28 protein-coding genes and 1 pseudogene are annotated in these 26,975 nt (G+C 60.9%); 20 read left to right on the top strand and 9 right to left on the bottom strand.

The genetic code is table 11. The features are described 5' to 3' along the window. Positions 1–10 precede the first annotated feature (10 nt). The 13 genes and pseudogenes from ACSQ3Y_RS29235 to ACSQ3Y_RS29175 all read left to right on the top strand — a co-directional run bounded on the left by ACSQ3Y_RS29235 (position 11) and on the right by ACSQ3Y_RS29175 (position 12,262). Positions 11–430: a transposase gene (locus ACSQ3Y_RS29235; protein ID WP_436179042.1), complete on the top strand. Its 420-nt coding sequence runs from the start codon at positions 11–13 to the stop codon at positions 428–430. Continuing rightward, positions 427–765, top strand: a complete 339-nt coding sequence (gene tnpB, locus ACSQ3Y_RS29230) for an IS66 family insertion sequence element accessory protein TnpB (RefSeq protein WP_055392902.1) — start codon at positions 427–429, stop codon at positions 763–765. Before ACSQ3Y_RS29235 ends, tnpB begins: the two co-directional genes overlap by 4 nt. Positions 766–867: 102 nt before the next feature. Then, on the top strand, positions 868–2,373 hold the full coding sequence (gene tnpC, locus ACSQ3Y_RS29225; protein WP_436179705.1) for an IS66 family transposase: 1,506 nt from the start codon (positions 868–870) through the stop codon (positions 2,371–2,373). A 66-nt stretch (positions 2,374–2,439) separates the two neighbouring features. After that, positions 2,440–3,669: a tyrosine-type recombinase/integrase gene (locus tag ACSQ3Y_RS29220; protein ID WP_436179040.1), complete on the top strand. Its 1,230-nt coding sequence runs from the start codon at positions 2,440–2,442 to the stop codon at positions 3,667–3,669. Further along, the gene (locus ACSQ3Y_RS29215) at positions 3,666–4,619 is read left to right on the top strand and encodes a tyrosine-type recombinase/integrase (protein WP_436179039.1); all 954 of its coding nucleotides are present in this window, start codon (positions 3,666–3,668) and stop codon (positions 4,617–4,619) included. The genes ACSQ3Y_RS29220 and ACSQ3Y_RS29215 overlap by 4 nt, the downstream gene beginning before the upstream one ends. After that, on the top strand, positions 4,616–5,620 hold the full coding sequence (locus ACSQ3Y_RS29210; RefSeq protein ID WP_436179038.1) for a tyrosine-type recombinase/integrase: 1,005 nt from the start codon (positions 4,616–4,618) through the stop codon (positions 5,618–5,620). Before ACSQ3Y_RS29215 ends, ACSQ3Y_RS29210 begins: the two co-directional genes overlap by 4 nt. 123 nt (positions 5,621–5,743) lie before the next feature. Further along, a pseudogene (locus tag ACSQ3Y_RS29205) lies at positions 5,744–5,968 on the top strand (transposase domain-containing protein); the annotation flags it as partial. After that, a complete protein-coding gene (locus tag ACSQ3Y_RS29200) occupies positions 5,955–6,176 on the top strand; it encodes a hypothetical protein (protein ID WP_436176463.1) in 222 nt (73 codons plus the stop codon). The pseudogene ACSQ3Y_RS29205 and the gene ACSQ3Y_RS29200, both read left to right, overlap by 14 nt. Positions 6,177–6,326: 150 nt before the next feature. Beyond that, positions 6,327–7,862 (top strand): GGDEF domain-containing protein, encoded by a 1,536-nt coding sequence (locus ACSQ3Y_RS29195; protein WP_436179704.1) that lies wholly within the window; start codon positions 6,327–6,329, stop codon positions 7,860–7,862. Continuing rightward, positions 7,859–8,221, top strand: a complete 363-nt coding sequence (locus ACSQ3Y_RS29190) for a response regulator (protein ID WP_436179703.1) — start codon at positions 7,859–7,861, stop codon at positions 8,219–8,221. The genes ACSQ3Y_RS29195 and ACSQ3Y_RS29190 overlap by 4 nt, the downstream gene beginning before the upstream one ends. 1 nt (position 8,222) lies before the next feature. Then, positions 8,223–8,837: a chemotaxis protein CheC gene (locus tag ACSQ3Y_RS29185; protein ID WP_436179702.1), complete on the top strand. Its 615-nt coding sequence runs from the start codon at positions 8,223–8,225 to the stop codon at positions 8,835–8,837. Positions 8,838–9,545: 708 nt separating this feature from the next. Next, complete coding sequence (locus ACSQ3Y_RS29180; RefSeq protein WP_436179701.1) at positions 9,546–11,699, top strand: diguanylate cyclase domain-containing protein; 2,154 nt, start codon at positions 9,546–9,548, stop codon at positions 11,697–11,699. A 137-nt stretch (positions 11,700–11,836) separates the two neighbouring features. Further along, entirely contained in the window at positions 11,837–12,262 is a 426-nt protein-coding gene (locus ACSQ3Y_RS29175; protein WP_436179700.1) for a response regulator, read from the top strand. Positions 12,263–12,439: 177 nt separating this feature from the next. Here the strand turns inward: ACSQ3Y_RS29175 and ACSQ3Y_RS29170 are convergent, their stop codons facing one another. The 4 genes from ACSQ3Y_RS29170 to ACSQ3Y_RS29155 form a co-directional block, all read right to left on the bottom strand. Beyond that, entirely contained in the window at positions 12,440–13,564 is a 1,125-nt protein-coding gene (locus ACSQ3Y_RS29170; RefSeq protein ID WP_436179699.1) for a sensor histidine kinase, read from the bottom strand. A 127-nt stretch (positions 13,565–13,691) separates the two neighbouring features. Continuing rightward, complete coding sequence (locus tag ACSQ3Y_RS29165; RefSeq protein ID WP_436179698.1) at positions 13,692–14,483, bottom strand: diguanylate cyclase domain-containing protein; 792 nt, start codon at positions 14,481–14,483, stop codon at positions 13,692–13,694. Next, positions 14,483–15,973 (bottom strand): ATPase domain-containing protein, encoded by a 1,491-nt coding sequence (locus ACSQ3Y_RS29160; RefSeq protein ID WP_436179697.1) that lies wholly within the window; start codon positions 15,971–15,973, stop codon positions 14,483–14,485. Before ACSQ3Y_RS29160 ends, ACSQ3Y_RS29165 begins: the two co-directional genes overlap by 1 nt. A 663-nt stretch (positions 15,974–16,636) precedes the next feature. Next, complete coding sequence (locus ACSQ3Y_RS29155; RefSeq protein WP_436180187.1) at positions 16,637–18,511, bottom strand: potassium transporter Kup; 1,875 nt, start codon at positions 18,509–18,511, stop codon at positions 16,637–16,639. 362 nt (positions 18,512–18,873) lie between these two features. Here ACSQ3Y_RS29155 and ACSQ3Y_RS29150 point away from each other — a divergent pair, with 362 nt between their 5' ends. Beyond that, positions 18,874–19,206, top strand: coding sequence for a hypothetical protein (locus ACSQ3Y_RS29150; RefSeq protein ID WP_436179696.1), 333 nt, complete (start codon positions 18,874–18,876; stop codon positions 19,204–19,206). 182 nt (positions 19,207–19,388) lie between these two features. Here ACSQ3Y_RS29150 and ACSQ3Y_RS29145 read toward each other — a convergent pair whose 3' ends face one another. Further along, positions 19,389–20,564 (bottom strand): IS5 family transposase, encoded by a 1,176-nt coding sequence (locus ACSQ3Y_RS29145; RefSeq protein WP_436180186.1) that lies wholly within the window; start codon positions 20,562–20,564, stop codon positions 19,389–19,391. A 162-nt stretch (positions 20,565–20,726) separates the two neighbouring features. Between ACSQ3Y_RS29145 and ACSQ3Y_RS29140 the strand changes: the two genes are divergently transcribed. Continuing rightward, positions 20,727–21,263, top strand: a complete 537-nt coding sequence (locus ACSQ3Y_RS29140) for a hypothetical protein (RefSeq protein WP_436179695.1) — start codon at positions 20,727–20,729, stop codon at positions 21,261–21,263. 86 nt (positions 21,264–21,349) lie between these two features. Here ACSQ3Y_RS29140 and ACSQ3Y_RS29135 read toward each other — a convergent pair whose 3' ends face one another. After that, positions 21,350–22,096 (bottom strand): hypothetical protein, encoded by a 747-nt coding sequence (locus ACSQ3Y_RS29135; protein WP_436179694.1) that lies wholly within the window; start codon positions 22,094–22,096, stop codon positions 21,350–21,352. Between the two features lie 305 nt (positions 22,097–22,401). On the opposite strand from ACSQ3Y_RS29135, the gene ACSQ3Y_RS29130 reads away from it, so the two are divergent. Beyond that, a complete protein-coding gene (locus tag ACSQ3Y_RS29130; RefSeq protein ID WP_436179693.1) occupies positions 22,402–23,334 on the top strand; it encodes a tyrosine-type recombinase/integrase in 933 nt (310 codons plus the stop codon). Positions 23,335–23,515: 181 nt separating this feature from the next. Here ACSQ3Y_RS29130 and ACSQ3Y_RS29125 read toward each other — a convergent pair whose 3' ends face one another. After that, positions 23,516–24,646, bottom strand: coding sequence for a type II toxin-antitoxin system HipA family toxin (locus ACSQ3Y_RS29125; RefSeq protein WP_436179692.1), 1,131 nt, complete (start codon positions 24,644–24,646; stop codon positions 23,516–23,518). A 65-nt stretch (positions 24,647–24,711) separates the two neighbouring features. Between ACSQ3Y_RS29125 and ACSQ3Y_RS29120 the strand changes: the two genes are divergently transcribed. Next, the gene (locus ACSQ3Y_RS29120) at positions 24,712–25,023 is read left to right on the top strand and encodes a helix-turn-helix domain-containing protein (protein ID WP_436179691.1); all 312 of its coding nucleotides are present in this window, start codon (positions 24,712–24,714) and stop codon (positions 25,021–25,023) included. On the opposite strand, the gene ACSQ3Y_RS29115 is transcribed toward ACSQ3Y_RS29120, so the two are convergent. Beyond that, positions 24,995–25,258: a hypothetical protein gene (locus ACSQ3Y_RS29115; RefSeq protein ID WP_436179690.1), complete on the bottom strand. Its 264-nt coding sequence runs from the start codon at positions 25,256–25,258 to the stop codon at positions 24,995–24,997. The genes ACSQ3Y_RS29120 and ACSQ3Y_RS29115 overlap by 29 nt on opposite strands. A 33-nt stretch (positions 25,259–25,291) precedes the next feature. Next, positions 25,292–25,459, bottom strand: coding sequence for a hypothetical protein (locus ACSQ3Y_RS29110; RefSeq protein ID WP_436179689.1), 168 nt, complete (start codon positions 25,457–25,459; stop codon positions 25,292–25,294). A 158-nt stretch (positions 25,460–25,617) separates the two neighbouring features. Here ACSQ3Y_RS29110 and ACSQ3Y_RS29105 point away from each other — a divergent pair, with 158 nt between their 5' ends. The 3 genes from ACSQ3Y_RS29105 (at position 25,618) to ACSQ3Y_RS29095 (ending at position 26,938) form a co-directional block, all read left to right on the top strand. After that, positions 25,618–26,079, top strand: coding sequence for a helix-turn-helix domain-containing protein (locus ACSQ3Y_RS29105; protein WP_436179688.1), 462 nt, complete (start codon positions 25,618–25,620; stop codon positions 26,077–26,079). 197 nt (positions 26,080–26,276) lie between these two features. Further along, a complete protein-coding gene (locus ACSQ3Y_RS29100) occupies positions 26,277–26,480 on the top strand; it encodes a hypothetical protein (protein WP_436179687.1) in 204 nt (67 codons plus the stop codon). Positions 26,481–26,548: 68 nt separating this feature from the next. Further along, complete coding sequence (locus tag ACSQ3Y_RS29095) at positions 26,549–26,938, top strand: hypothetical protein (protein ID WP_436179686.1); 390 nt, start codon at positions 26,549–26,551, stop codon at positions 26,936–26,938. Positions 26,939–26,975: the final 37 nt, after the last annotated feature.

Genomic DNA, 26,975 nt, shown 5'->3' with positions numbered 1-26,975 from the left:
TAGGAGCCTCGTGTCCACCTCAACTCTAGGTGGACACGTGAACACTACTCCTGAACAAAGCGGCGAAGGTCGTCGGCGCCGACGCTTGCACAGTGACGAATTCAAAGCGAACGCAGTGGCGTCATGCATGCAGCCAGGCATCTCGATGGCTGCGGTGGCGATGGCCAATGGGATCAACGCGAACCTTCTGCGCCGCTGGGTGCAGTCTGCCGAGATGCGCCCCGGTAGCGTCGTTCCAGATGCACCGCCGGCGCCCAAGCGCCAGGGGGCAAACACACCTACAGCCTTCGTGCCGATGCAGCTACCCGCCAAGGCTGCTGCGGCTGACATCCGCATTGAACTGCGTCGCGGCAATACCTCGATCTCCATGACATGGCCCATCGATGCCGCCAGCGAGTGCGCGGCCTGGGTGCGCGAGCTGCTTCGATGATGCGCATCGATGCCATGTGGCTCGCAGTGGACCCCGTGGACATGCGTGCCGGCGCCGACCGCCTGATCGCCCGCGTGGTGCAAGTCTTCGGCGCCGCGCAGGCCCACCACGGCTACCTCTTTGCCAATGCGCGCGGCACGCGGATGAAGCTGGTGGTGCATGACGGCTTTGGCGTATGGTGCGCAACGCGCCGGCTCAACCAGGGACGCTTCGCTTGGCCCAGCGATGGGGCGCCGCTGCAGCAACCCGCACTCACGCAGGCCCAGTTCGAAGCCCTGATCGTGGGCCTGCCGTGGCAGCGGCTCGCGCACATGCAGACCATCACGCGCGTGTGATGGTGTGTGACGGATAGCCCCGTGCGCGCCGGTGAGGGTCGCGCCCGGGGCAATTCGAGAATGCCCCGATGACATCCATCGCCAAGCTTCGGACAATGGCGCATGCTCGATGTGAATGCGCTCAAAGCCCAGGACCTCCAAGGTCTGAGCCAGAGCGCCATGGTCGAGTTGGCCACAGAGATGCTGGCCCGGATCGCGGCGATGAACACTCTGCTGCAGGCACGCGACAAGCAGGCAGCCGAGCACGCCCAGGAGATCAAGTTCAAGGACACCAAGCTGGAGCGCATCACGCACGAGCTGGCGCGTCTGAAGGCCTGGAAGTTCGGAGCCAAGACCGAACGCATGAACGCCGGGCAGCGGCAGATGTTCGAAGAGACAGCGGCCGAGGATGAGGCCAGCCTGCAGGCCCAACTGCTGGCCTTGCAGGGCACATCCGAGCCGAGCACCTCGCCTGCGGCAGGCACCAAGCGCCAGCCGCGTCGCCAACCGCTGCCAGAGCACCTGCGCCGCGTCGAGCATCGCCACGAACCCGAGAACACCACATGCACATCGCCTGGGTGCGGTCGGGCAATGGTGCGTATTGGCGAAGACGTGAGCGAGCGGCTGGATATCGTTCCAGCCGAATTCTTCGTGCAGCGCCACGTGCGCGGCAAGTGGGCCTGCAAGTGCTGCCAGCTACTGGTGCAAGAGCCCGTCGAGCCTCAGATCATCGACAAGGGCATGCCGACATCGGGGCTGCTCGCGCACACACTGGTCAGCCGCTTCGTGGACCATCTGCCGTACTACCGGCAAGAACAGATCAATGCCCGCGCTGGCGTGCACACGCCGCGCTCGACGTTGGCTGCGTGGTCTGGAGCTGCTGGGGCCAGCCTGCAGCCGCTGTATGACGCGCATCGTGCGTTCGTGCTGGGAGCGCAGGTACTGCACGCCGATGAAACACCGGTGAGGATGCTCGACCCCGGGGCAGGCAAGACCACCAAGGCCTACATCTGGGCGTATGCCCGAGGCGAGCACAACTGCACTCCTGGCGTGATCTACGACTTCTGCGCAGGTCGGGGTGCAAAGTATCCAATGGCGTTCCTGCAAGGCTGGTGCGGCACCATCACCTGTGACGACTACAAGGCGTACGACGCGGTGTTGCGCACAGAAGGACGCAAAGAGGCTGGGTGCCTGGCGCATGCGCGCCGCAAGTTCGATGAACTGGCCAAAGCTCATGCAAGCCCGGTAGCTGCACAGGCCATCCAGCGCATGGCCGCGCTGTACCGAATCGAGCAGCAAGCGCGGGAGATGACAGCGGCGGATCGGTTGGCACTACGCCAGTTGCACGCACAGCCGCTGTGGGACGAGTTGCACGTGTGGCTGCGGCTGGAGAGAACCCGGGTGGCGGACGGTGGGGGCATCGCCGCTGCTCTGGACTACAGCCTCAAGCGCTGGGAGGCACTGGGGCGCTTCCTGCACGATGGTGATGTCAGTATCGACAACAACCACGTCGAGCGCATGATGCGCCCATGGGCGATGGGGCGCAATAAGGCGAACTCCGGTTTTATGCTCAGTCGACGCCGCGATGTTCAGTCGGTGGCGCTTCCTGCCTTTGCCGCGTCGGTCTGATCACCTGCTGGACTTCGCATAAGAAGTCGCGTCTCCTGGGGGGCCAACCCCCTTCAGGAGATCGCGATGGATGTCTTCGATGCCCTCACGGAACTGGCCGCTGCTCGACTTCGGGTGAGCGCTCTTGCCCCCTTTGTTCAGCCCTTCTGGGATCGGCTGAACGAGCAGCGTTACTCGCCGGGCACGGCTCGCCAGTACATGAACTGCGTTGCCCACTTCGCCCACTGGTTAAGGCGCCGTCGCGTCTCCCTTCAGACTCTCGATCAACACGTCGTTGCCTTCGTTGACGAACACCTGCCGCGCTGCACTTGCGCCGCTCCGGTGCAGCGCAGCCGCAACCAGGTCCGCGCGGCTCTGCATCATCTGTTGGCTGTTGTTTGCGCTTCGGGCGTCCAGCAAGATTCCCGACAGAGCAGTCTGATCGACGAGCAATTGCTGCGCTTTGACGAGCACCTGCTGCACGCGAAGGGACTCGTTGGCAGCACGCGTCTTCGGCGCACGAAGATCATTCATGCGTTGCTGTCTATGACATCGAACTCGACGACGCCGTCGGCCGATGAGTTGCGGCAATTCCTGGCCCAAGAGCTCTCGCGGGTGAGCGCCGCCAGCGGCGGCGTCACCGCGACCGCAGTGCGCAGCTACCTGCACTTCCGCGCCTTCGAAGGCGATCACGTCGAGCACCTACTGCCTGTGGTTGCCGCGCCGGCGCACTGGCGTCTTGCACCCTTGCCACAGACGCTCGCCCCGGACGAGGTCAGTCGGCTGCTGGTTGCCTTCCCGGTGGATCTGCCATCGCGCCTGCGCTGCTACGCCCTCGTGCGCTGCGTCGTTGACCTCGGCTTACGAAGCAGCGAGGCGATCGCGCTGGAACTCGACGACATCGACTGGGTGGCCGGCACCGTGCGCATCGGCACAAGCAAATCGCGACGCGCTGATGTGCTGCCGCTACCACAACTCACCGGTGCCGCCATTGCTGACTACGTACGATCGGAACGACCCCAGACCACAAGCCACCGGGTCTTCGTTCGGCATGTGGCGCCTGTAGATGAACCAGTGACCGCCGACGTCGTCAGGCGTGCCGTGCGCCAGGCCTATCGGCGCGCCGGGTTGCAATACACCCGGGTGCACATTCTTCGGCATACGCTGGCCAGCCGGCTCCTGAACACCGGCGGCACGCTCAAGGAAGTCGCCGATGTGCTTCGCCATCGCGAACTAGACACTTCACTCATCTATGCCAAGGTCGACTTCACTCGGCTGGGTGCGGTGGCCATGCCCTGGCCCGGGAGCCGGCCATGAGTGCGGCAACAACAATGCAAGCCGCAGTGGAGCGCTATCTCGAGGATCGCCGCCGCCTGGGTTTTGCGCTGACGGCACCGGCCACCGAGCTCGCCCGATTTGCCCGGTACGCCGATGCACGAGAGCACCGAGGCCCGCTCACGCAGGAGTTGATGCTCGGCTGGGCACGGGAGCATGTGCATCGAACCAGCGATGTGACTGCGGCACGCCGGCTGGAGATCCTGCTTCCATTCGCCGCGCACTACCGGCAGTTCGAACCGGCCACGGAGATTCCCCCGAGGGGGATTCTGGGTCGTGGTCATCGGCGCTTGGCGCCACACATTTACACGGACCAGGAGATCATCCAACTGCTGGACGCTGCCGGCGGACTGACCTTGACTTGGCCTCTTCGAGCGCTGACCTACCGCAGCCTGTTCGGGCTGATCGCAGCGGCTGGCCTCAGGCTGTCTGAAGCGCTGATGCTCACGATGGGCGACGTCGACCTACAGGCAGCCGCGCTCACCGTGCGCCAGACCAAGTTCCACAAGTCCCGCTGCCTGCCGCTTCATCCGAGCACAGTGCAAGAACTCAGGCGGTACCGGCAAGCCCGTGACCGATGCCGGAGCACCGACGATAGCGCCCCGTTCTTCGCCTCGCACGATGGTGGGCATCTTCCCAAACGCACAGTAGAGAACGTCTTCCGGCGCCTGCAGCCAAGACTCGGCTGGCGTGCCCGGGGGGATCATCCATACCCCCGGATCCACGATCTGAGGCACACGATGGCGGTCCGGCGCTTGCAGTGCTGGCGCGAGTCTGGTCAGTCGATCGACCAAGCGATGTTCTGGCTGTGCACCTATCTGGGCCACGCCAAGATATCCGACACCTACTGGTACCTGTCCGGCATCCCCGAGCTGATGGACACCATCAGCGCGAGGTTCGAGCGCTTCGTCGCGCAGGGGGACGAACAATGAGCAGTCAGACCACACCGACGTTCGCCGGTCTTGTGCAGGAATTCTTCACCGACTACATGGTGCAGCAGCGCGGCTTGAGCTCGCGCACGGTGGCGTCATATCGGGACACCTTCGTGCTGTTGCTGCGCTTCGCTGAAGACAAGCGACATCTGCCGGCGCACGGGATGACGATGGCCGACCTGAATGCCCGGTTCCTGGCCGACTTCCTGGATCACCTGGAGGTCCATCGGCACAACTGCGTGCGAAGTCGCAATGTTCGATTGGCCGCGGTACGGGCGTTCCTGAAGTTCGCCGCCAGGCGTGACCTGGCCAACCTGGGGGTGATCGAGAACGCGTTGGCCGTGCCGATGAAGCGCTTCGAGCGCAAGATGGTCGGCTTCGTGCCACACGAGCAGATGCTGGCGGTGATCGACGTGGCGATCGACACCTGGATCGGGCAGCGTGACCGACTGATGCTGACTCTCATGTTCAACACGGGCGCTCGCGTCTCCGAGATCATCGGCGTGCGAGTGGCCGACGTCGTGCTCGGGCCGAGCAACAGCATCCGACTGCACGGCAAGGGGCGCAAGCAGCGCTCGCTGCCGTTGTGGAAGAGTTCGGCGCGGGCCGTGCGCGAATGGCTGCATTTGAATCCGCAGTTACACGAGGATTCGCCGCTGCTGCCTACACGAGACGGACGGGCGATGACCAGGGCCAACATCGCCCAGCGGCTGAAGCTGGCCGTTGACGTGGCATCGGTCAAACACACGCAGCTCAAGACGATGTCGGTGTCGCCGCATGTCGTGCGGCACTCGACTGCAATGAGCCTGCTGCAGTCCGGGGTCGACCCTTGCGAGATCGCGCTCTGGCTGGGGCACGAGAGTCCGTCGACAACTCACATGTACGTCGAGGCAGACCTGGCCATGAAGGAGCGCGCGTTGGCGCGTCTGAAGCAGCCTGAGGTCAAGCAAACGCGGTACCAGGCGCCGAAAGCCCTGTTGGCATTCCTGCAAGGGTTGTGATTATGCGAAGCGGTATCGGTGCCTTGGGCCGGCCTGGCCCTGGTCGCCGACACCACAGCGCCGAGCCGACTGCGCATAAAACCGGAGTTCGCCTTATTGCGCTTATGCGTAGCTGCGCATAAGCGCAAAGCGTGGCTCTTCTGTGGCAGCGAACTGGCTGGTCAGCGGGCCGCCATGGTGATGAGCCTCGTGCAGTCAGCCAAGCTGCATGGGCACGATCCCTGGGGTTACGTCAAGGACGTGCTGGAGCGGCTGCAAGCGCACCCGAACCACCGGATTGATGAGTTGCTGCCGCATCGCTGGAGCCCTGCGGAAGACGGCAAAATGCCGTCGCATGAAGAACATTGAAGCACTCATCGACGACGGCGGCGACATCACCCTTGGTGCGATCTACCCGATCAAATGCGCAGCCACAGCTGCTGACGGCCACAACAGTGTGGCCATGCTGGTTCGCCGGGAAGGTGAGACGCTGAACGCGTTGCTCAAGAGGCTGGACAAAGCCATCGGTAAGTTCTACGACGGCGGGGACGCGGTTGACGAGATCAACGGCTACTGAGGCGATCAGCGTCGCCGTCAAGATGGCATGGCTGGCCGCTTACGGTCAATGCCCTCTCAATCCGATAAGCGACTGGCATCTGGACAGGCAGACCGCAGTCTGCCGAGCCAGCGAAGGGGAACCTATTGGTCGCTGGCGGTTGTGCTGACCATGGTGGTAGCCACGTCCGCCTCCCTTTGGTGGACGCTTCGGCAGGTGCAATCGCTGGCGCAGCCATTTCAGCACAACGACCTTTGGCACGTATCGAGCGTTCACAGCGAACTGGCACGCGTTGCCTTGTTGGCGCGCCAAGTCAAGGAGCTGGAAGCGCCTGATGTCCATTTGCAGGAGCGCCTGGAGGTACTCCTGAGCACGCTCGACATATCGGGCTCGAGTCCGCGCATCAGCACACGTTTGCGGCAAACTCTTCCGCAGACGGCCCTCGATCTGGAAGATTTGGCCAGGCATGCCGAGCGGTGGGCAAAGCGCATGGGATCGGCGGCGCGCGAGCGTGCGGGAGTAAGCGACGACATCAATCTGCACGCCGATGATCTGCTGCAGCGCGTGCGCAAGGCTGTGGTGGCGGTGCATCTGTTCGCTACCCAGGAAACGGACCGGCTTCGCCAGGAACTGCACAAAAACTTTATGCAGCTCAGCGCTGTGCTCGGTGGACTGCTGGTCGGCACTGCACTGCTGATCCGCAAGCTACTGAGCGAAGCCCGCGCGGCCCAGGCCCTTTCCCTGCAGTTGTCGCAGGCGAACCGCCAATTGGAGGCGAGAGTGTCCAGCCGCACGCGCAAGATCGAGGAGAGCCGTGCGCTCCTGAGTTTCATCCTGAACTCCAGCCCGAGCGATGTGGTTCTCGTGGATGTTGAGAGTGGCTTCGTGCACTTCATCAACAACCAATTGGTGGAGCGCCTCGGGCTGCAATGGCCGCCTATCAAGCTTTATCTGCCGGAGTTGCTGCAGGACCCCGACACCAGTCGGCGGTTGATGGACGCACTTGAAAAGTACGGCCAGGTCGATGCGATGGAAGCACTCATCGGTGGCAGAAGCCCCCGATGGAGTTCACTGTCTGCACGCCTCATCGAAGTCGATGGCAGGCTGGCCCATTTGTTGTGGGGTTTCGACATAAGCACCCACAAGCAGTTGGAGTCGCAGTTGCGCGAAATCGCCTCACACGATTCGTTGACAGGGGTGCTCAACAGGCGAGCTTTCATGGAGCGAGGAACCGCTCTTCTCGACCACTGCCGCCGCCACGCCAAGCCCTGCGCTGTGATGATGATCGACATCGACCACTTCAAGCTCGTCAACGACAGGTATGGGCACCAGACCGGCGACGATGCGCTGCGCGCCTGCGCCACCTCGATTGCCGGCGCGCTGCGGGAAGCCGATATCCTGGGACGCCTTGGGGGCGAGGAGTTCGCGGTTGTACTGCCTCACTCGTCTGTCGAAAGTGCCTTTTCGGTGGCAGAGCGGATCCGCGAGGCCATCTTCGAGATGCAAATTCTCGCTGGCGGCGCTACGCGATTGAGCATTACAGTGTCCATCGGGATGGCAGAGATGGATCATCGTGATGCGGACATTGAAGCCATTCTTGGATGGGCCGACCAGGCGCTCTATCGTGCCAAGGCCACCGGCCGCAACAGGGCGATTGCCTACGAGCGACCTACTCCGTCTGCTGAGCACAAGGGGGTTTCATCATGAGCTTACGCCTTCTCATCGTTGACGACAGCCGCATGTCCCGGCTCATCCTGCAGGGATTCGTTGAACAAGCCTATCCCCATTGGACCATCTTGCACGCCGGCAGTGGCGAAGAGGCCTTGAGCATGGTGGAGCAGCATGAGGTGGATATCGTGTCCATGGACTTCAACATGCACGGGATGAATGGCCTGGAAGCGGCCCTGGTTTTGCGAGAGACCCGACCACAACTGCCCATCGCGATCGTCACGGCCAACGTCCAGGGGGCAGTTCAGGAACGCATTGAGAAGGCCGGCTTGGTCTTCATTGCAAAACCCATTACGGCCGATGCAGCGAGGAAGCTCGCGACACTGGCAGGAGCCTGACATGACTGCCCAACTCGATGCGGAACAAATAGACGCGCTCAGCGAGATCTTCAACATCGGTGTCGGCAAGGCGGCCGCTGCGATGGGCAAGCTCATGCACGACGAGGTGCTGCTGTCGGTGCCGCGAGTGAGCATTTTCACGGTGAGCGAGGCGGCGCAGCAGTTGGGCACGACCGGCAGCACCATGTATGGAGTTCGCCAGCCGTTCCGGGGCGTCTTCAGCGGCGACGCGCTGCTGATCTTTCCGGGCGACAAGAGCCTTGAGATCGTCCGCATCGTTGCGGGCCAGAGCGTGCCGGGCGAGGACCTGAGCGCCATCGAGCAGGATGCGATGACGGAGTTGGGCAACGTGATGCTCAGCGCCTGCCTGGCCACCCTGGCCGACCTGCTGGGCAACGAGTTCGAGCTGAGCCCGCCCCGTGTCGATGTCGGTGACAGCCGAACCATTCTGGGCACGCGCATCCAGAACCACCTGGTGGTGTTCCTGCACATCCGCTTCGAGCTGCTCAACAGCCAGATCGAAGGCTTCGTGGTGTTCGTGCTCAACACTACTTCACTGGCGGCGCTTCGCTCCGCGGTGGACAGGCTTCTTGGGCGCCAAGCGGATGAAATTTGAACCTAATTGCCGACAAGATCCACTGCGCTGGCGTGAGCGCGGGGGCGGACTGTGGGGGATGCGCTGATCGGCAAAAGAACCGCAGCCGACCTCAAGCCGCGGCGCCTATATGCAGCACCCTGTGCGTACATCGCTCGAGCGACGTGGCGCAGATCCAGACGGGAGCAATAGCTGCCGCAGCCCACCCCAGGGTGCTGACAGCCTAGCGCTGAGCCTCCCTGCGTGCTCAAGGTCTCGTCGCGAGGCAGGGACTGTGTGGCCGTTCTGCGCCACCCGCACTCCATCTCACAGGCCGGTCAACTGCTTGCCTGAAACCACCACCCTCTTGCAGCCATCCGCCACGAGGCACATGCCGCAAGGTTTCCCAGTTGCTCTGCAACTGGGCTCCACACCAAGTCGCGCGAATTGCGCATCAGGCGCAACGCCAGACGAGCGCCCCCAAAACACAAACGCATTCAGGCCAAGGACTGAGGCAACAACTTGGGCATGATGTGGGGTGTTCAAGTTTTGTGAAGGCCTTGCCAGGTGATTTTCAATGGTGCAAAAAAGCCAACTCAGCAGGAATATTCCTCGCAAAGGTTGGAACCCTGGAATGTTTTTTGGTGCGTATTCGTATTAGCAGGTTTGGCCGTTGGAGCGCAATTGCTCAACGCCAGGCATGCCACCAGAGAGGCAGAGTCCGCTCGGTTACTGGACATCAGTAGGTATGTGTCTGAAAACCTCACGCGCCAACTCAACGGTCTCAATACGACACTGACCAACGTTGACCGCGACTACCGTGCCTCAATCCTCACCGCGTCAAGCGCGGATTCGTCGCGGCAGCTGCACCTGCTAACCGATGCGATCCAGGCTGTGCGCGGACTCGCGGTGTATGACGCCAATGGCACTGCCGTCGCCTCTGATCGAGACAGCAACGTGGGAAAGGATTTCTATTCTCATGAGTTCTTCACAGCGGTGCGGATGCGACCCGACCCCAATGTGCTTTACCTTTCGCGACCGTCGCCCACGGATGATGAAAGAGTTGCCTTGCACCTGTCTCGCGCGATCTTTGACGCCAACGGCCAATTCACTGGCGTAGTGAGCGCGACTTTGGACGAAGAGTTTTTCGCGTTCATAGTTCGTTCCGCACTTTTTGCACCTGACATGCGCGCCACGCTGGTACACCCGGACGGCGCAATCTTCGTGACGGTTCCAAAAATCGAGGGCCGGCGTCCCGTAAACGTAGCAACACCTGGCTCAGCTTTTGTAGATCACGTTTCCAGCAAGCGCCAGAGTACAGTTTTCGAGGGGCTTGTCGCTGTGACCGGTCGTGAGCGCTTGTTGGTGCTCACCAGTGTCCAGCCGCCTGCCCTTGGTTTGGACAACACCATTGTTTTCGTCGTCAGCCGTGAACGATCTGCAGTTTATGCGCCGTGGTACGACCAGGTGAGGATTTATGCCTCGCTGTACTTTGCGGTGCTTTTGATGGCCACGGCACTTCGATTGTTCGAAAGGCGCAGGCGTCGCAAACTACTTCAGCAGGAAGAGGCCGCGCAAGCGGCGCTGCGCTTGAGTGCGTCACGATTGGAGCGGGCACTCGACGGTGCCCAGTTGGGTTTGTGGGAACTGCATGTGGACAGTAGGCAGCTCAAACTGGACGCGCGCGGCGCACGCATGCTCGGCTATGAAGAGGCCGAAATGGTCCGCAGCACCGAGGAGTGGACTCAGACGCTGCATCCGGGCGATCGCGAAGGCAACACTGCGGCCTTCTCAGCGCACCTGAATGCCGACACGCCGGTCTACGAAAACGAGTTTCGTGTCGCGCTTCCGGACATGCAGTACGTATGGCTTTTTAGTCGTGGCAAGGTCACAGAGCGTGCGCAAACGGGAGCACCCCTTCGCATCATTGGTACTTTCATGGATATTTCCTCACGCAAAGCAGATGAAGCCGCCTTGGCTGAGGCCACCCTGTTGCAAAAACTGTCCGGCGAGATAGCGCAGATTGGAGGTTGGACCGTGGAGGTGCCTTCGGGCATTTCCCGCTGGACTGAGGAGGTCTACCGGATTCACGATCTTGATCTCGCCAATGCTCCGGATTTGTCCAACGCGCTTGCCTTCTACACAGAGGAATTCAGACCCGTGATTGCGGCTGCGGTTGCGAAGGGGATGCAGGACGGAACACCTTGGGATCTGGAACTGCAGATCGTGTCAGCCAAAGGCCGTCTTGTCTGGGTGCGGGCGCAAGGCGAGGCTATCTATCAAGCCGGCGCCATCGTGAGGCTTGCGGGCGCGCTCCAGGACATTACCGCACGCAAGGAAGCCGCGTTAGAACTCCAACGCCTGAATTTGGCCCTGTCCGAGCTCTCCTATCAAGATGCATTGACTGGGGTGGGGAACCGAAGGCTGTTCGATGAAACTCTGGCGGCCGAATGGGGCCGCAATGCCAGACGGGGTTCGGTGCTCTCGCTGCTGATGATTGATATCGACTACTTCAAACGCTACAACGATCATCACGGACATCTGGGAGGAGACGAATGCTTGCGCCAAGTAGCCAACGTGCTCAGAGATACGCTTCGGCGCGCCCACGAACGTGCGATGCGGTACGGAGGGGAGGAATTCGCGATTTTGCTTCCAGAGACATCAGTTGAGGGGGCATCCCTTGTTGCACTGCGCATTTTGGGCGCCGTGGCAGCTGCGCAGATTCCTCATGGCGCGTCGCCAGTGAGTCCATGGATAACGTTGAGTATCGGCGTCGCAGGCGTACTGCCTTCGGTGGACGCAAAACCATCATCGTTGACACGCAATGCAGATATGGCTCTCTACCAAGCCAAGGCCCAAGGGCGCGCTCGCTTGGCCATCTATGACGATGTAGAAAAGGAATGAGATCTACGGGGTTACGGCAAGCTGCCGAAAATCGAAACGCTACAGCAACGACCTTTTATCGCGTCACTGGATTTAACGCAATCACACAACCTGAAACAAAAGAACGGAGGACAATATTTTGAACTTATGGGGCCGGAGTGAATAGCATTCTTGTAGTGGATGACTCGTTAGAGACACTGCAGCTCATGAGTGAGTTGCTGGAGTTCTCTGGCTACGTAGTTCGCCAGGCCACTTCCGGCAAGGAGGCCCTCGATCACATGTTCGAGCATTTCGTACCCGTCGTGCTTATTGATGAGGATCTTCCCGATTTCACTGGTATCGATCTGTCGTATCACCTTAAAGCTGCGGCCCAAGTGACCTGGGGCGGCAAGAAGTGCGTCACTATCGCGATCCGGGGCGACCTAGCGGCGGATCAGGTGGGCGATTGGCCCGGCGCCGACCATGTGGTTCTCAAGCCGATCAACTACGACGTCTTCAACGCGTTGATCGCGAGATGCTGCAACGAGGCGGCAGGGGCGGCTGAGGTCAGGACCGATTTAGAGGAGATGGTTGGCAAAGAGTGAGCAACTTGAGTTAGCCCAGTTTTGATGAAGGGGGCAACGCCCAATGCAATGCCTTGGCCTCCGATCCGGCCTTCCTGGAATTGCCAGGCCAAAGCCGGAAGACAGCGCTGAGAACCTGCTGCGCTAATTCGGCACCAACTTGGCGACCGGGCGCCGAGAGAATGGGTCTTGCCGTACCTATGGAATGGAGTGCCGAGGCAGTGAGATGGTGAACACGCAGCCTGAGCCTGGAACATCGCGCACGGTCAGGGTGCCGTGGTCGGCTTCTATGCTCTGGCGGGCGATGGACAGCCCAAGCCCCAGGCCTGCGCGGCTGTCATCGTTCTGCCGGAACGGGATGAACATTCTGGCGGCGCCCCCCGTGGGCAGGCCGCCGCAGTGGTCCTCGACGTCCATCAGGACATACTCTCCGAACGCATAGGCCGTCAGCGTCACCACGGTGTTTTCGTGCGTGTACTTGAATGCGTTCTGCAGCAGATTGGCCAGCGCGGCATGCAGCAGTTCGCGGTTGGCTTCGACCGCCAGCGCAGGATCTACCGCAATGACTTCCAGCACAGCACCTTTCAGGCCCACGTCCAGGCGCGCAGCCAGTTCGACGTCGGAGATGAACGCAGCGACGGAAAATGCCTGGCGCTTGTCCGAGCCCTCGCCGCGCACTTCGGCGGTGGCCCTGCTGATCAGCAGGCCGAGCGTCGACAGGCTGCGCTTGAGCACCGCGCCGGTGGCGCCGCCGATGGCCATGTTGCCCAGCTCCAGCGCCCTCACGGCCAGGGTGGCCGTGCCCAGGGAGTTGCGCAGCTCATGCACCAGAAACCCCAGCCGCTGCTTTTCTCCAGCGAGCTGTTGCATGAATAGCTGCGCGTCGCGCTGGAAGCTGAACTCTGTCACCGCGTCGGCGATGGCGTTGTCCAGGCACCGGTTCAAGGTGCGGAACTCCACCACGGCAAACGGCGCATCTCGCTCGAACGCCAGGTCGGTGATGGCCTGGCACAGGTCGCCGTAGTCGTGAACCACCTGGTCGACGGTGTAGCCGAGCAGCAGCAGCTCCTTGCCATGCGCGGTGGCACTCACGCCGATTTCAGACAGTGCCGACCCGTCGCCCCCCGAGGGGCCCGAGATGGCTGCACTCGTCGCCGCATCGTCATCGTCCTCTGCCGCCAGGGTGCGAGTGAGCTGGTCCAGGAACAGGGGCACCCCATGGGCCAGTTGCTGGTCGGTGGCCTGGCGCCGGGGTCTCTCGGCTACCTTGTGTTTGCACCGCGCGATCAGCTCGTCGCGGTTGTTGGATAGGAAGCGGTGCATGGAAATTCTCAGGGTCTGGCACGATGTGGATGGATGGGCGGGCAGCGTGTGCTTTGGGGATCGGAGAGGCCGCAACAAACCCGCTGGCTCTCGGAGCGTCCTTGCGTTTCTAAAGAATTTCCCTCCTTCAGGGTGGAGTCGATGATTCGTCTTCTTTGATCTTCTTCGCCCGGTACATGGCAGCATCTGCGTGAAGCATCAACTCGTCGAGCTCCAGACCATCGTCTGGGTACACGCACACGCCAATGCTGGCCGAGATCACCAGTTGCTCGGTGCCCAGCGTCATCGGCGTGGCAATGGCGGCGGCGACCTTGTCGGACACCAGCACGGCATCCGATATTTCTGCGATGTCGGTCAGCAGAATCACGAACTCGTCGCCGCCATAGCGGCTCACGGTGTCCACGTCCCGGATCGAGGCTTCCATGCAGCGGGCGGTCTGCTGCAGCACCGTGTCTCCCGCCGCGTGGCCGAGGGTGTCATTGATGGACTTGAACTTGTCCAGGTCGATGAACAGCAGTCCCAGCCGGTTGTGGTGCCGCTTGGCATGTGCAATGGCCTGCACGAAGCGGTCGTGCAGCAGGGCCCGGTTGGGCAGCTGCGTGAGCCCGTCGAGCTCTGCAGAGCGCGAAAGCGCGGTCAACTCCTGGGTGACTTGCTCGGTATCGGCCCGGCTCTGAAGGGCTGTGATGACCAGGTGCGCGTTGGCTTCCACCAGGTGCTGGCTGGTGCCGGGCTCGACCAGCGCCTTGGCGCCCTCCAGCTCGGTGTGTAGGTCGGCCAGCAAGCAGCGCGCGTTGTCAATCTGTAGCAGTAGCTCGGTCAGTTCCTGCGAGGCGGTGCGCAGGTCTGTGGCGACCAGCGCCACGGCATGGGCCACGGGCTCGGCCTGGGCGGTCCGCTCAACATCTGGCTGCGGCATCAGGGCGCATCCCCGGTGGCAGCGGTTTGGCGGGCCTGTTGGCGCGTGGGGCGGGGACCCAGAACGCCCTCGTAGCCCGTCATGCGGTCTTCGATGTGCAGACCGTCGTCGTCTATGCTGAACAAGCGCATCTCATCGGAGTGCGCGCTGGCGCGGATCTTCACTACAGCGATCATGCGGCGCAGCCGGCTGTCGATCTCGATGTAGCGCTGCATGATGATGGCGTCGGTCAGAAAGGCCGTGCCATACGGGCTGAAGCGAAGGTCGGTGTAGCGGTCTTCCAGCTCTGAGGTCATGAGCACCGTGACCCCCCTGCGCGCCAACGCGCTGACCATGCCCGACAGCGACTCGCGAAAGTCGTCCCTGAACGTGGGTGCCAGGGCCAGCTCGAACCCCGATAGCGAATCGATCACGACGCGGGTTGCTTTGAGGCGCTCTATCTCGACGATGATCAGGTGCACTATCTCGTCGATGGATAGGTCTGGCGCGCGGCTGTCCACGATGCCAACCACGCCTTGGGCGATGAGCGCGGCCACCATCGGGTTGCGCGAGCCGCTGGGCTGCTGCTCAAAGGCGGCAATCACGCCGGTTTCCCCTTGGCGGGCGCCCTCGGCCAGGAAAGCAGCCGCCAGGACGCTCTTGCCCGAGCCCGAGGGTCCGGCCACCAGCACCGAGTAGCCACGCGGCAGTCCCCCGCCCAGCATGGTGTCCAGTTGGGGCACACCGATGGACAGGCGACTCGCACGGCCCACTGGCTCCTTGCATGGGGCAGATATCTGCCGCTCCTGCCCTACCGGTGCAAAGACGCGAATGCCCTCGCGTTCAATGCGAAAGGTGTGCAGTCCTGGCAGGGTGGACTGGCCACGCATCTTCAGGATTTCCATCTTTCGTACCATGGAGTTGCGCTGCACGCTCTGGCGCAGCCAGATGAGCCCATCGGCCACGGTGCACACTGGGTTGGCATCGGTGTCGTCGAAATACTCGCCAATCAGGAAGGTCGTCGCCTGCCAGCTTGTCATGAGCATGCCCAATTGGTGCACAAACAGTTGCAGCTCTGCCTGTGACTTACCCAGCACCTGGTTGGCCAGAATAACGGAGCGGAACGAGTCCACAAACACCAGCGCCGGACTTTGCTTTTGCACCTCTTCGGTGATGCGCCACAGCACGGTGTCCAGGTCTCCCTCCAGAGTGGCGTCGGACAGGTTGATGAACTGGATGGCGTGGTTGACCTTGTCGCTGTCGAAGAACCCGAACTGCTGTTGGTAGCGCAGCATTTTCAGCGGCGGTTCACCCAGAACCGTGAAATACAGGGCCGGGCGCTCGGGCGTGGCCAACGCAAACATGATCTGGTGCGCCAGCGTGGTTTTGCCCGACCCGGGCTGACCGGCGATCAGGTTGAAGGAGAACTCCGATAGCCCACCGCCCAGCACCTCGTCCAGGCCGGGAACCCCGGTGGCCAGTTGCCTGATCCCGGGCCGTGAGCACGCCATCGTCCAGCGTGGTCTCGACGGCCGCCATATCGGGCGGCAACAGGGCGACGCCATCTCCCCATTGGCAACCTGGAACGGTCACCAGAAGTAACACCCCGACCATGGCGCGGGCAAGGCAGGCGCCCACACGGACAGCGGTTGCATTCAACATGGCAAGGCCCTCGGAGCAGCGGCTGCCCGCGGCAACCATGGGGGCAGTTTCACACCCATTTAAACCCTCGTCGGTACGAAACCGCACGAAACTCCATGTAAATTCCTTTGAGGCTTTGGTGCTCGGCCAATCGGAATTTGCAACTACGGAGTGAAAAATGTCACGCGAATCGATGTAATCGAGGTAGCTCCAAAGCGGCTACCTCAGTTCGGCATTCAGCCGCACACCGCCCTAAGTTATTGATCACTGCGGGCGATAGACCAACCCGTTTGCATAGCGAAGCAGAATTTGCAGCCCCCTGGGGGCAAGACCAGCGTGATCGGTTCGATCATGGCGGTGATCGACCGGCCAACAACGCGTTTAAACCATTGAAATGGCGCAAATGCGAAGTGGCGCACGCTCCCGGCAATACGTCGCGCGCCGCACGCGAGAAGGAAGGTCGGAGGATGAGATTCACCGCTTCCCTAATCGCTACATCATCCTTAAGCTCAGCCCTGCTGGGATACATTGCCTCATATCTGCACCCGTGTACCCAACTCCACCACGCCGTTGTGCGGGAGCCGCAGGAAATCCCCCACGCTGCTGGCATTGCGTGCCATGGTGGCAAACAGCGCCTCGCGCCAGTGGACCATCCCCGCTCCGCGGGTCGGGATCACGATCTCCCGGCTCAGGAAATAGGAGAGCGCGGATTGGTCGATCAACAGTCCTTGTTGCTTGCACAGGCGAAGCGCACGCGGGACGTCGGGCTCATCCTTGAATCCGAAGTTCACCTGCACCCTCCAGAATCCTTCGACCAGTGCCTCTACCTGCAGGCGGTCTTCTTCGGGTACCCAGGGCACCTCCTGAAAGCGCACAGTGAGAATCACGTTTTGCTCGTGCAGCACCTGGTAGTGCTTGAGGTTGTGCAGCAGCGCCTGGGGCACCGTATCTGGATTGGCCACGGCATACACCGCAGTCCTGGAGGTGCGCCGCACATGTTCGTCAGCCACGAGTTGCTGGATGAAAGGCAACAACTCAGGGTCATCGCGTCGAATGTGCTCGATCAGCAATTCTCGGCCACGCCGCCAGGTCGCCATCACCGCGAAAATGACCCCCCCCAGGACGATGGGGAACCAGCCTCCCTGCCAAAACTTGAGCGCGCACGAAATCACCAGCACGGCATCAACCAACAGGAATGCGCCCGTCGCTGCCAAGGCGAGCGGTAGCGGATAGCTCCAGGCATGCCGAACGACAAAGAAGGTGAGCAAGGTAGTGATGAGCATTGTGACCGTGACTGCGATGCCATACGCCGACGCGAGTGCGGAAGAGCTTCCGAAGCCCACCATGGCCAGCAGTACCGCCACCATCACCACCCAGTTGACGAGAGGAACATAGATCTGCCCAACCTCGTTCTCCGAGGTGTGCAAAATTTGCATGCGCGGGAGCAGTCCCAACTGGATCGCCTGCTTGGTCAACGAATACGCGCCAGAAATCGTGGCCTGGGATGCGATTACAGAGGCCAATGTCGCCAGCACGACTGCGGGAATCAGCCACGACGAAGGGAACAGCCGGAAGAATGGGTTGCCCAAGGCAGTGGCGTCGCTCATGAGCAGCGCCCCCTGTCCCATGTAGTTCAGCGCCAGCGCAGGCAGAACAAAGGTGTTCCAGGCCAGCCGAATCGGCTTCTTGCCGAAATGCCCCATGTCGGCATACAGTGCCTCGGCGCCGGTCAGCGCCAAGACGATCGCCCCCATGACGACAAACAGGTGCCAGCCGCGCGCCTGCACGAATTCCACGGCCCGTAGCGGATTGAGCGCCGCCAGGATGGCCGGGTTTTGAAAAATCTGCACGACGCCCGTAAGGGCAAGGACCGCGAACCAGACGACAACGATCGGGCCAAACAACTTACCGACGACCGCGGTGCCATAGCGCTGCCCCAGGAACAGCCCGATGATCACGGCCGTCGAGATAGGCAGCACATAGGGCTTGAGCGCAGGGGTGATGGTTTCCAACCCCTCCACCGCACTCAGCACGGATATTGCCGGCGTGATGACGGCGTCGCCGTAGAAAAGTGCCGCGCCGAGCACGCCGATCAACAAGAGCACCGTGTGGCGTCTGGGTGTGCTCCCAGCCGCTTTGGCCGCGAGGGCCGTTAGCGCCATGATCCCGCCTTCGCCCCGGTTGTTGGCGCGCAGGATGAGCACCACGTACTTGAGCGTCACCACGATCATCAGCGCCCACAGGATTGTGGACACCGCGCCAATGATGTTCGCGGCGTCCAGTGCGAGCGAATGGGCGGGGTTGAAGACCTCCTTCATGGTGTACAGAGGGCTGGTACCGATGTCGCCATAGACGACGCCCAGTGCGCTCAGCGTAAGAACTCCCAGACCTTGTCGAGATGGCTGCATTCCGTGGCTTTCTTTTTGGTACAGATGGGCGAGGCCGATCAAGCTATCATTTTCGAGAAACTCCGTCGCATCGTGCTCAGATTTGCGCGGTGGAGCCGGGCATGCAGTGAACCACAAACTGCGGCTGTTTTCTCGCTGCGCCCTTCGTAAATCTTGCTACGATGAGGACAGAACTTCGCTGGTAGACCCGGGCGCAAGCCAGCTTCGATCCTGAAATCGGCGCCGTCTTCCTCACCAAGAGCGGCACAATGACGCGCCAGTGTCAGCAAGAACGAATAGCAAACGATAGGCGCAAAGGCCAAAAAATGTGCCAATCCGAGCCGAAGTAGTAGGCTTTAACGCTTCAAAGCCGGGAGCTAGTCATGACAGACGTGCTTGGTCATATTCAGTTGCAAACGGTACGCTGCTTCACCCTGTTTTATCCGGGTGGAAGCGTATACGCGAGCGACACTACTGGGCGTCTCATTGCCGTCGCAGTGGTTTCTGGTCATCCGGGACAGTACAGCTTCAAGCTTGAGGGCAACGGTATCGCAGGCGAGGGGTTTGAGGATTTGCTGGCCCTTTTGGAAGGTGTCGCCAGTCAGCTTACGGCCAACTACCTGGAAGTGCAGTTTCGCAATATGCCGGACTTGTCGAATGCGGATGTTTTCGACCTCACGGCCGGACCCCATTTACACATGAAGCTCCAAGCGTGAGGCTCCGGGCAAGCCCCTGCACGGGACGAATGGTCCTAGCAGGCTGAAGAAATACTCAACAGATTCCAAGCCCGTCCTGCCCCACAGCCGCAGGCTGGCTCGCTTTTTTCACATTCCGGGATTAGCGTGCCCAATTGAGCGTTTTATTGCACTTCAGAGGCCGCTTTTGGCTTCGTTTGCCCTCAATGCGCCTCCTGCAGACGCACCTGTCCCAATTGCTCCAAAGTGCGCATGCGCACCAGGTTGTAGCCCGCCATCGTCAGCACGAACATCTGGTCCACGCGCTCAAGGCCTCGCACCATCACTTGCCTCATGCCGCCCACGGTCTTGGCCCAGCCAAAGCCTTGCTCGATGAGCTTTCTCTTTTGTTGCGATACCGCGTAGCCTTCACTTTGCGCAATCGCATCGGGCACAGCCGAGCTTCTGCCTGACTTGTTCTGCGCCACATGGGGAATGACGTTCATGGCCTGGCAGGCCTCAATGAATTCGCGTGCGTCATAGCCTTTGTCCGCTCCCAGCGTGATGGTTCGCGTGGGATCGGCCTGCGCCTGTCTGGCGTCGTTGACCATGGCTTTGGCCGCTTCGCGCTCTGCGTAGCCATCGGCCAGCGTGACCACTGCATTGGCCACCAGGCCGTGGCGGTTGTCGCTCAGGGTGTGGCCCATGTAGCGCAGCTCGCTGGCGGTTTTGCCTTTGCGGTACAGCCGGGCATCGCCGTCCGTTGTGGATTCATGGGTGTCGTTGCTGCGCCGCTGGCCCTTGAAGTTGCCGCCATCGCTGTTGGCTTTGGCTTCTGCACCAGGGCCATCATCTGTGTTGTCGCCATTGCCATCACGATCATCACCGCTCGCGTCATCGTCGCCTTTGCGCACGAAGCTCTTGTGGCCCGCCCAGGCCTGGATGAGTGTTCCGTCCACGCTGAAGTGCTCGCCCGAGAGCCAGTGTTTCTTGTCGGCGATCTTGAGCACTTCGTTGAAGAACTCGATCACGGCATCGTGTTCGATCAGCCGCTCGCGGTTCTTGGTGAACACGCTGGGTACCCAGACCTCATCGTCCATGGACAGGCCGATGAACCAGCGAAACAAGAGGTTGTACTGCACCTGCTCCATCAGCTGGCGCTCCGAGCGCACGCTGTACAGCACCTGCAGCAGCATGGCGCGCAGCAGCTTCTCGGGGGCGATGCTGGGGCGTCCGCCTTCGATGTCTGCTTCGTACATGCGCGAGAACAGGGCATCCATCTTGGCCAAGGCGGTGTTGACCATCTTGCGAACGGGGCGCAGGGGGTGCGCGGCAGGGACAAAGTCTTCGAGCTTGCGGACAGAGAACAGGCTCTCGGTGAAGGTGTCGGCGCCGCGCATGGGGGTCAGGATCAAGCTATGTGGGGGGACCGGTGAGCTTACCGGGGTTGGGCTGCTGGGCTGGCCGGGTGGGAGGTATTTCTTCAGCCTGCTAGAGTTGACGGGAGCATGTCGTAGTGATGCGAAATTGAGGGTTTGCTCTGAAGTTGATGACGGACCGTGATGGACCCCAGGCTGCCGGTGAGCGCCATGACAGCGCATGTCGAGCTGACCCTGCGAGTTGTAGACTACGCAATGCAAAAATTTCCCTTCAGCGTTACTGCAGCTATTCGCTGGCTGGTTTTGGCAGGTTTGTGCTTCGGCATTGCCACTGTCGGCATGAAGGTGATTGTTTATCAGCTCACGAGCTGGGGAAGGCACGTCTGTCCAGAGGGCTGGTGGCGCTCATCGCCTGGCCTTTGTGCTTTTCCACCCGTATCAATTTCTATCTGGTCAATTGGCTATGCTGCAGTTTCGACGCTTCTTCTCTGCGCTACCGTGTTTCTCGCTCCCGCTCATAAGCTTAGAGTTTGCGCAACCCTGCTGATCGCGTTGATGTGTTGGCAAGCCAACATTCTCATCTCCAATTCCTTTTCTTGGGTGGCTTTGGGCTCGCTGTGCGCAGTCGTTGGCATAGCAACATGCTTTAGTCTAGGCGCCTTAGCCTTGCACAACAAATCCTTCAAGTACACCTCCCCGACAGTCCTCGTCGGCGAATAAAGTGCCACCGCCGAGCGTCTGTCCGGTACTCAAGGGGTAGGTGATCAACTTTTTTCCTGCGCGCGGGACGGACTTGCGTTGCCCAATCATTTCGTTTCTCGCGACTCACCCGCACGTCGCTGCGTTGGTTCAATCTGTGTGGAGCGCAGCACCTTTGAGGTAAGGGCTCTGCGCCCCCGCTCGGTGAGGCCCCGTATTACAGCCCAGTCTGGTTCAGGGTCTTCTGCCGCCGTGCACTTTGCATTGACCAAGCCTTCATCGCGTAGCTGTTGAACCCATCGAGCTGCTTCGCCAACAACGAAAAATGGGAACTCGTGGCCTTCAAGTGCGTGAAGGAACTCCATGGAGGAATTCGCCAAGGGCAGGGGAACTGGCATTCGTGCAGTAGTCAATTGGTCGCGGATCCAGTGCTCACCCCCAAGCAACGCCAGCTTTCCCGCCTCCTTCCTGGACAGCAGCATGCACAAGCTCTCCGGCTTGTCCACTTCGCTCTCGCCAATGAGCCAGGAAACGTGCTGCAGATCCGGATCACCAAATTTCCGGGTTTTTGAGCGAATGATTGCACCGGAATGCAGATCCACAATGTGGGCCCAATCCGCAGTGATGGTATGTCCGGCCGCGATGCATTGCTCAAGCGTGCCTCGCGTCACCATGTCGAGCCAGCCGCCGGTGGTGTCTCGGACGAGGTTTGCGAAAAGCACGTACGTCATGCGAGCCTGCCAAAAAGTGAGCTGCTCGAGAAAAAGACTAAATTCATGGCCGATAGTAGCGCCTTGCCAACCTGGATCCTCGTAGGACGCAACCGGGTAGAGACGACGCCCAAGTTGCATCATCGCAGTCACCCCTGCCTATGCAGCCTTGCGGGATCTGCTTCACAAGGTCATGCCCTTCCAGCGGGAGACAGAGTGCCTAGGCTGGATGCGAACCAACAGACCCGGGCATGCCACATGGATCGCGGTCGACGAGCGGCCTTGGCTTTCCAGGCCTTTCAGCCGAGCTTTTCCTGTCGCCGGCAAGACATGCCTGGATGCAGCAGCCAACAGCCGGTTGCTTGAACGGCTTGAGCGCCTATAGTTCTGGCAGGCAGGGCGTATCAACGACCGGCATCCGACTGACAGGCGAGCGCAAAGGAGGCGTGGTGGGTGAACTCGAAGACTATCTGCAGGCGGCAGACCGAGAGACCACGGTGCGCAGCTATGCGGCTGCCATCAAGCATTTCGAGCTGGAATGGAGAGGGCTGTTGCCGGCCACCAGCGACACTGTCGCTCGCTATCTCGTGGCTTATGCGGGTACCCACAAGATCAGCACCTTGAGGCAGCGCCTGGCGGCCCTGGCACGCTGGCATGCGGAGCAGGGATTCGCCGATCCGACCAAGACGCCCCTGGTGCGCAAGGTGCTGCGAGGCATCGTAGCCAAGCACCCGACAAAGCAAAAGCAGGCGCGGCCGCTTGAGCTCGACCAACTGCAGAAGGTCTCCGAATGGCTGCAGGATGCGCAGCGCACTGCACGCGGGAAAGGCGACGACACCGCAGTGCTGCAGCTGACGCGCAACCGATCCATCGTGCTGCTGGGCTTCTGGCGAGCGTTTCGCTCCGACGAGATCGTCAACATGCGCGTGGAGAACGTGACTGCCGTCGCCGGCAAGGGCCTGACCTGCAGGCTTGATCGCAGCAAGACCGATCGGGCACTTGAGGGGCGCACGTTCCACTGCCCGGCACTGTCCCGACTGTGCCCTGTGGACGCCTACTTGGAATGGATCGCCGTCAGCGGCCGCCAGGCGGGCCCGGTGTACTGTGGCATCGACCAATGGGGCAACCTGTCCGAGCGCACCATGAACCCGACCAGCCTGATTCCCTTGTTGCGCAAGGTGTTCCACGACGCCGGCGTCGAGTCTGCCGAGGGCTACTCCAGCCATTCGCTGCGCCGCGGCTTCGCGGGGTGGGCGCGCGCCAGCGGCTGGGACATCAAGGAAATGATGGAGTACGTCGGGTGGCGCGACATGGAGTCGGCCTTGCGATACCTCGATGCGCCATCCTCAGGGCTGCAGGCGCGTTTCGAAAGCGGGCTCTGAGCCTTCCGATGCGACCAACCCTCGCCTCCATGTCCTGGCGTTTAGGAATGCCATGACGGCACTGCCGCCCGGACCGCAGTGCCTGAAAAGCGCCGCGCAGGCGGCACTACCAACGCTACCTGAAATCGTGGCTCTCCGTTCCCCGCAGAACACGGGTGGAGTGTCTGAGATTTGCCGACAGTCACGTCTGAATTTCAGAGAAGCATGGCTGCATTCTTGCGATGCAAGCTTCAGATAAACCCTGGACAGCCACGCACTGACGCCAGTTCGCTGCGATCAGGTCCGCCACCTCTTCAAAGATCGTTTCAGCGTTTTTCCGCTCTGAGGCGAATACCTCGCAGTCGCCCAGCAAGTTCTCCTTGGTTGCAATGGACTCACCTTTGCCCACCACCATAGCTTGATGGCGCGCGCGGGTCCCGTGGGCTCTGGGCACCATGTCGTACGCTGGGGCCAGGCGCAAGCTGCCCGGCATGTCGTCAGCCACCAGCCCGTGATTGCGCTCATGATCGTCAGTGTTGGAGATGAGCGCATTAAAGACCATGCGCCGAAACAACTGTGCCTGGTCTTCCGCGCTCTGGCACGAATAGCGCCTCAGCTCGGACGCAAATTGGACATAGCTCCCACCAAAGTTCGACCGAAACCCCGTGCACTCAAAGAGCGTGCGAGCACTCAAAAACGCATCGCGCCGCGCCATGCCGTCGCCGTCGACCGGCCCTCTGTCAAAACGCTCCACCAAAAGAACATCGTCATGCACCACATGCGCTCGAACCGAGTCGATGCCACAGCGCCTAGCCAGGTCCAACACCGCGGCCTCGAGTTTGGCAATCGGCACGAGTGGATCGTCCTTACCCGATGGAAACTTCGCCAGCCACAGCCGCCCCTCTTTCTCAACCGTGAGCTTCGGCCGGGCACCACCCATGGCGGTGTTTGCCCAGACTTGCTCCACCAGTTCCGGCGGTACATCGTGGGGTGACTCCAGGTCCAGCAGAACGGCTCGCGCAAGGCCTATGTCTTCGGCGCCAATTGCTCGCCGGCGCCTTGGAGCATCCGTGCGCGAATGGCTAAACGCGATGTTTCCGACGGAATCGCCCGATGTATGGAGCATGTAGTTTGCGGGGAACACCTGCTGCCCATGCAGCTTGTCGATGACGTACCGTCCCCAGTCATCCGGCATGGCATCCAGCAATGCCCCAAAGACCCCATTGGAGAGGGTCGTACGAAACTCCTGCGCCCGCAATGGCAGCGCGATCGGATCAAGGGCGAACGCGCTCGGGTCCTTCAGGTAGGAGGTGCAGTAGTTGAAGGTCCCCACAGGTCCAGCGAAATGCGACTAGTTAGACGTGGTCTTTTTAGTCGCCATCGGCGGAAATCAAGTGAATGCCCACCCGAAAGTCAGATCCGCCAAAAGCTGCTGTTGGTCGCGCGCTCAAGCAGCTGCGCGAAGCTCGCGGCTTTACCCAGGAGGATCTGACACCGGCGATCAGCCGGCGGCACATTGGGCGTCTCGAGCAGGGCGAGCAGCTCCCCAGCATTGGCATGGTGGAGCACCTCGCTGAAGGCCTGCAGGTTCACCCAATGACTCTCCTTGCAGTGGCATACGCGCGCAGATTCGATGCAGCATCGATTGAGAAGGTGCTGAAGTCCGTCCGAACCGATCTCTCTACACTGCTGCCTGAGGACGTCGCTTAGCCCTTCTTGCCTGCGATGGAGAACTATCTCCGACCATGATGGCTTCAATTCCAGTCAGCATGGACAACGATTCATCTTCGTTTGGGCGATTGAGTAGTCTGTTCACGATCTCGCGGTCTGCGGCCATGCTGAGCACCATCATCACGTCGCGTAACTGCTCAAGGCTGCCTTCAAACATGAGTTCGCCATTTAGGGGAGGCGACGGATGTGCTTTTGCTATCAGCAGCAACGCCATCGCGATCGCTGCATTGGGTTCGCCGTCAGGACCTCATGTGCCTTCTCCCCACAGCATGGCCCGAAGTTGATCGGAAACATACACCAATTGGCCGTCGCTAAGGCTTCTTGGAAGGATTGCATCAAAGCCACCGGTTTGAAGGATTTCTTCCAGGTCCATCTCGCTGAAATGGCCGATTTGTTCTTTGTCTAAATGCAGCATGCTCGTCAAAAATTTAAGGGACTAGTTGGTCTCGTTTGGGACTGAGCGTGCGAAGATAGCTGAACTTTCTCTGTGTGGGCCGCTTCTGAAGACGGTCCTGCGCAAATCGAAAGCTCCCGGTTGCCTTGCTGCGACGTGCGCGCAACCATAGCGTTGTCTTGAACTTTCGCACCCACCCGCCCCTGATGAGTCGATTGGATATTTCCCGTTTGGTTGAGCTCGACAGCCAGTTTCGCGAACTCGCGAAGCTGCAGGGTTTTGGCACGCCCAGGTGCGGGTGGGTGAAGACGGTGCGCTTGGCGCTTGGGATGAACTCTGAGACCTTGGGTCGCCGTATCGGCATCTCTCAGCAGGGCGTGCGGAAACTTGAGCAATCAGAAGCCGATGGCTCGATCTCCCTCAACACGCTGGCCAAAATCGCAAATGGATTGAATTGCGACGTGCGCTATGTGCTCGTTCCCAGGATCAGCTTGGTGGATCAGGTCATGGCCAGAGCCAGGGAGCATTCCAATGGCGCGATATCGACGGGCGCTGGCGGCGCGCCGATCAAGGTTGATAGCGAGTCGCTGGTTGTACTCGCGTCGCTTCTCTCACGCATCGACAAACGGGCATTTTGGTAGCTGACGTCGTGGCTTGCTGTTGAAATGGGGCCGAACATGCCGGCAGGATAGCCATGGAGGCCGCAGCGGCGAGTTGTTGCGCAACGGCCAGAGCGCCTACATGGTCGCACCCGGACCTGTCCCAGGCGAGTTGGCTGTTGTGGGGCCGAGCGCAAAAAGAGGCGTGGTGTGGTGGGGGATCCGATGAGATCGTCAACATGCGCATCGAGGACGTGACGGCCATCTCAGGTAAGGGCCTGACCTGCAAGCTGGATCAAAGCAAGGCGGATCGCGCGTTGGAGGGCCTTACGTTCGCTCATACCTTTCGGCCCAACATGCCGTTAGCCTCAGCAACAAGGGCGCCCGTCTGCAAAAAGTTGATGGCGTCCGAGGACGGTTTCTTCCTTGCCGGGTTTGCTTGACCTTCAGCCGCTGGGCACATCGAGTTTTGGGAGACGAGATGCTTCTTGTGTATGTGGATACCGGTGGAATGCTCAAGGAAGTCGCTGCACTGGAAACTGCGGGCTTTCTGAAAACCCATTATTTCCCCTTCGAGCAACGAAATCGCAGGGTCAAGGCCTTCGTGCCTGGCTCGGGCGCTACTTGGAAGCAAAGCAATCTGAGTTGGAAAGAGGCTCGGGGAACCTGGAACGACTACAAAGTATCCGTTCTCTTTGAACCCCTACGCAAGTTGCTGGGCGCGCATGTCGATGCGCAGCATCTCGATTCGGCAGTCAAGGCCGGCTGCTCAGTTTTTCTCACGAGCGACAAGACAGATATTTGGTCCAAGCGCGAAGCGATTCTGGCGCTCACCAACATCCGGGTGCTCCACATGCCTTCTGAGCTGGCGAAACTGCGGCAAATGGCCGATGCAGGGTAAACCCTTGGTTGCAAACGGAATTATTTGCACGGAAAAC

Origin of the sequence: Acidovorax sp. LjRoot66, from assembly GCF_964253305.1 — a bacterium.
In the GTDB taxonomy this organism is placed as follows: Bacteria; Pseudomonadota; Gammaproteobacteria; order Burkholderiales; family Burkholderiaceae_C; genus Acidovorax.
Note: the sequence above shows the minus strand (reverse complement) of the source record. Positions and strands in the feature narration are given on the sequence as shown.

Excerpts from the sequence above, each read along its gene's own strand:
- tnpB (WP_055392902.1), top strand. The coding sequence starts at position 427 with ATGATGCGCATCGATGCCATGTGGCTCGCAGTGGACCCCGTGGACATG.
- tnpC (WP_436179705.1), top strand. The coding sequence starts at position 868 with ATGCTCGATGTGAATGCGCTCAAAGCCCAGGACCTCCAAGGTCTGAGC.
- ACSQ3Y_RS29220 (WP_436179040.1), top strand. The coding sequence starts at position 2,440 with ATGGATGTCTTCGATGCCCTCACGGAACTGGCCGCTGCTCGACTTCGG.
- ACSQ3Y_RS29215 (WP_436179039.1), top strand. The coding sequence starts at position 3,666 with ATGAGTGCGGCAACAACAATGCAAGCCGCAGTGGAGCGCTATCTCGAG.
- ACSQ3Y_RS29210 (WP_436179038.1), top strand. The coding sequence starts at position 4,616 with ATGAGCAGTCAGACCACACCGACGTTCGCCGGTCTTGTGCAGGAATTC.
- ACSQ3Y_RS29200 (WP_436176463.1), top strand. The coding sequence starts at position 5,955 with ATGAAGAACATTGAAGCACTCATCGACGACGGCGGCGACATCACCCTT.
- ACSQ3Y_RS29195 (WP_436179704.1), top strand. The coding sequence starts at position 6,327 with ATGGTGGTAGCCACGTCCGCCTCCCTTTGGTGGACGCTTCGGCAGGTG.
- ACSQ3Y_RS29190 (WP_436179703.1), top strand. The coding sequence starts at position 7,859 with ATGAGCTTACGCCTTCTCATCGTTGACGACAGCCGCATGTCCCGGCTC.
- ACSQ3Y_RS29185 (WP_436179702.1), top strand. The coding sequence starts at position 8,223 with ATGACTGCCCAACTCGATGCGGAACAAATAGACGCGCTCAGCGAGATC.
- ACSQ3Y_RS29170 (WP_436179699.1), bottom strand. The coding sequence starts at position 13,564 with ATGCACCGCTTCCTATCCAACAACCGCGACGAGCTGATCGCGCGGTGC.
- ACSQ3Y_RS29165 (WP_436179698.1), bottom strand. The coding sequence starts at position 14,483 with ATGCCGCAGCCAGATGTTGAGCGGACCGCCCAGGCCGAGCCCGTGGCC.
- ACSQ3Y_RS29160 (WP_436179697.1), bottom strand. The coding sequence starts at position 15,973 with ATGGCGTGCTCACGGCCCGGGATCAGGCAACTGGCCACCGGGGTTCCC.
- ACSQ3Y_RS29155 (WP_436180187.1), bottom strand. The coding sequence starts at position 18,511 with ATGCAGCCATCTCGACAAGGTCTGGGAGTTCTTACGCTGAGCGCACTG.
- ACSQ3Y_RS29150 (WP_436179696.1), top strand. The coding sequence starts at position 18,874 with ATGACAGACGTGCTTGGTCATATTCAGTTGCAAACGGTACGCTGCTTC.
- ACSQ3Y_RS29145 (WP_436180186.1), bottom strand. The coding sequence starts at position 20,564 with ATGCGCGGCGCCGACACCTTCACCGAGAGCCTGTTCTCTGTCCGCAAG.
- ACSQ3Y_RS29140 (WP_436179695.1), top strand. The coding sequence starts at position 20,727 with ATGGACCCCAGGCTGCCGGTGAGCGCCATGACAGCGCATGTCGAGCTG.
- ACSQ3Y_RS29135 (WP_436179694.1), bottom strand. The coding sequence starts at position 22,096 with ATGATGCAACTTGGGCGTCGTCTCTACCCGGTTGCGTCCTACGAGGAT.
- ACSQ3Y_RS29120 (WP_436179691.1), top strand. The coding sequence starts at position 24,712 with ATGCCCACCCGAAAGTCAGATCCGCCAAAAGCTGCTGTTGGTCGCGCG.
- ACSQ3Y_RS29115 (WP_436179690.1), bottom strand. The coding sequence starts at position 25,258 with ATGGCGTTGCTGCTGATAGCAAAAGCACATCCGTCGCCTCCCCTAAAT.
- ACSQ3Y_RS29110 (WP_436179689.1), bottom strand. The coding sequence starts at position 25,459 with ATGCTGCATTTAGACAAAGAACAAATCGGCCATTTCAGCGAGATGGAC.
- ACSQ3Y_RS29100 (WP_436179687.1), top strand. The coding sequence starts at position 26,277 with ATGCGCATCGAGGACGTGACGGCCATCTCAGGTAAGGGCCTGACCTGC.
- ACSQ3Y_RS29095 (WP_436179686.1), top strand. The coding sequence starts at position 26,549 with ATGCTCAAGGAAGTCGCTGCACTGGAAACTGCGGGCTTTCTGAAAACC.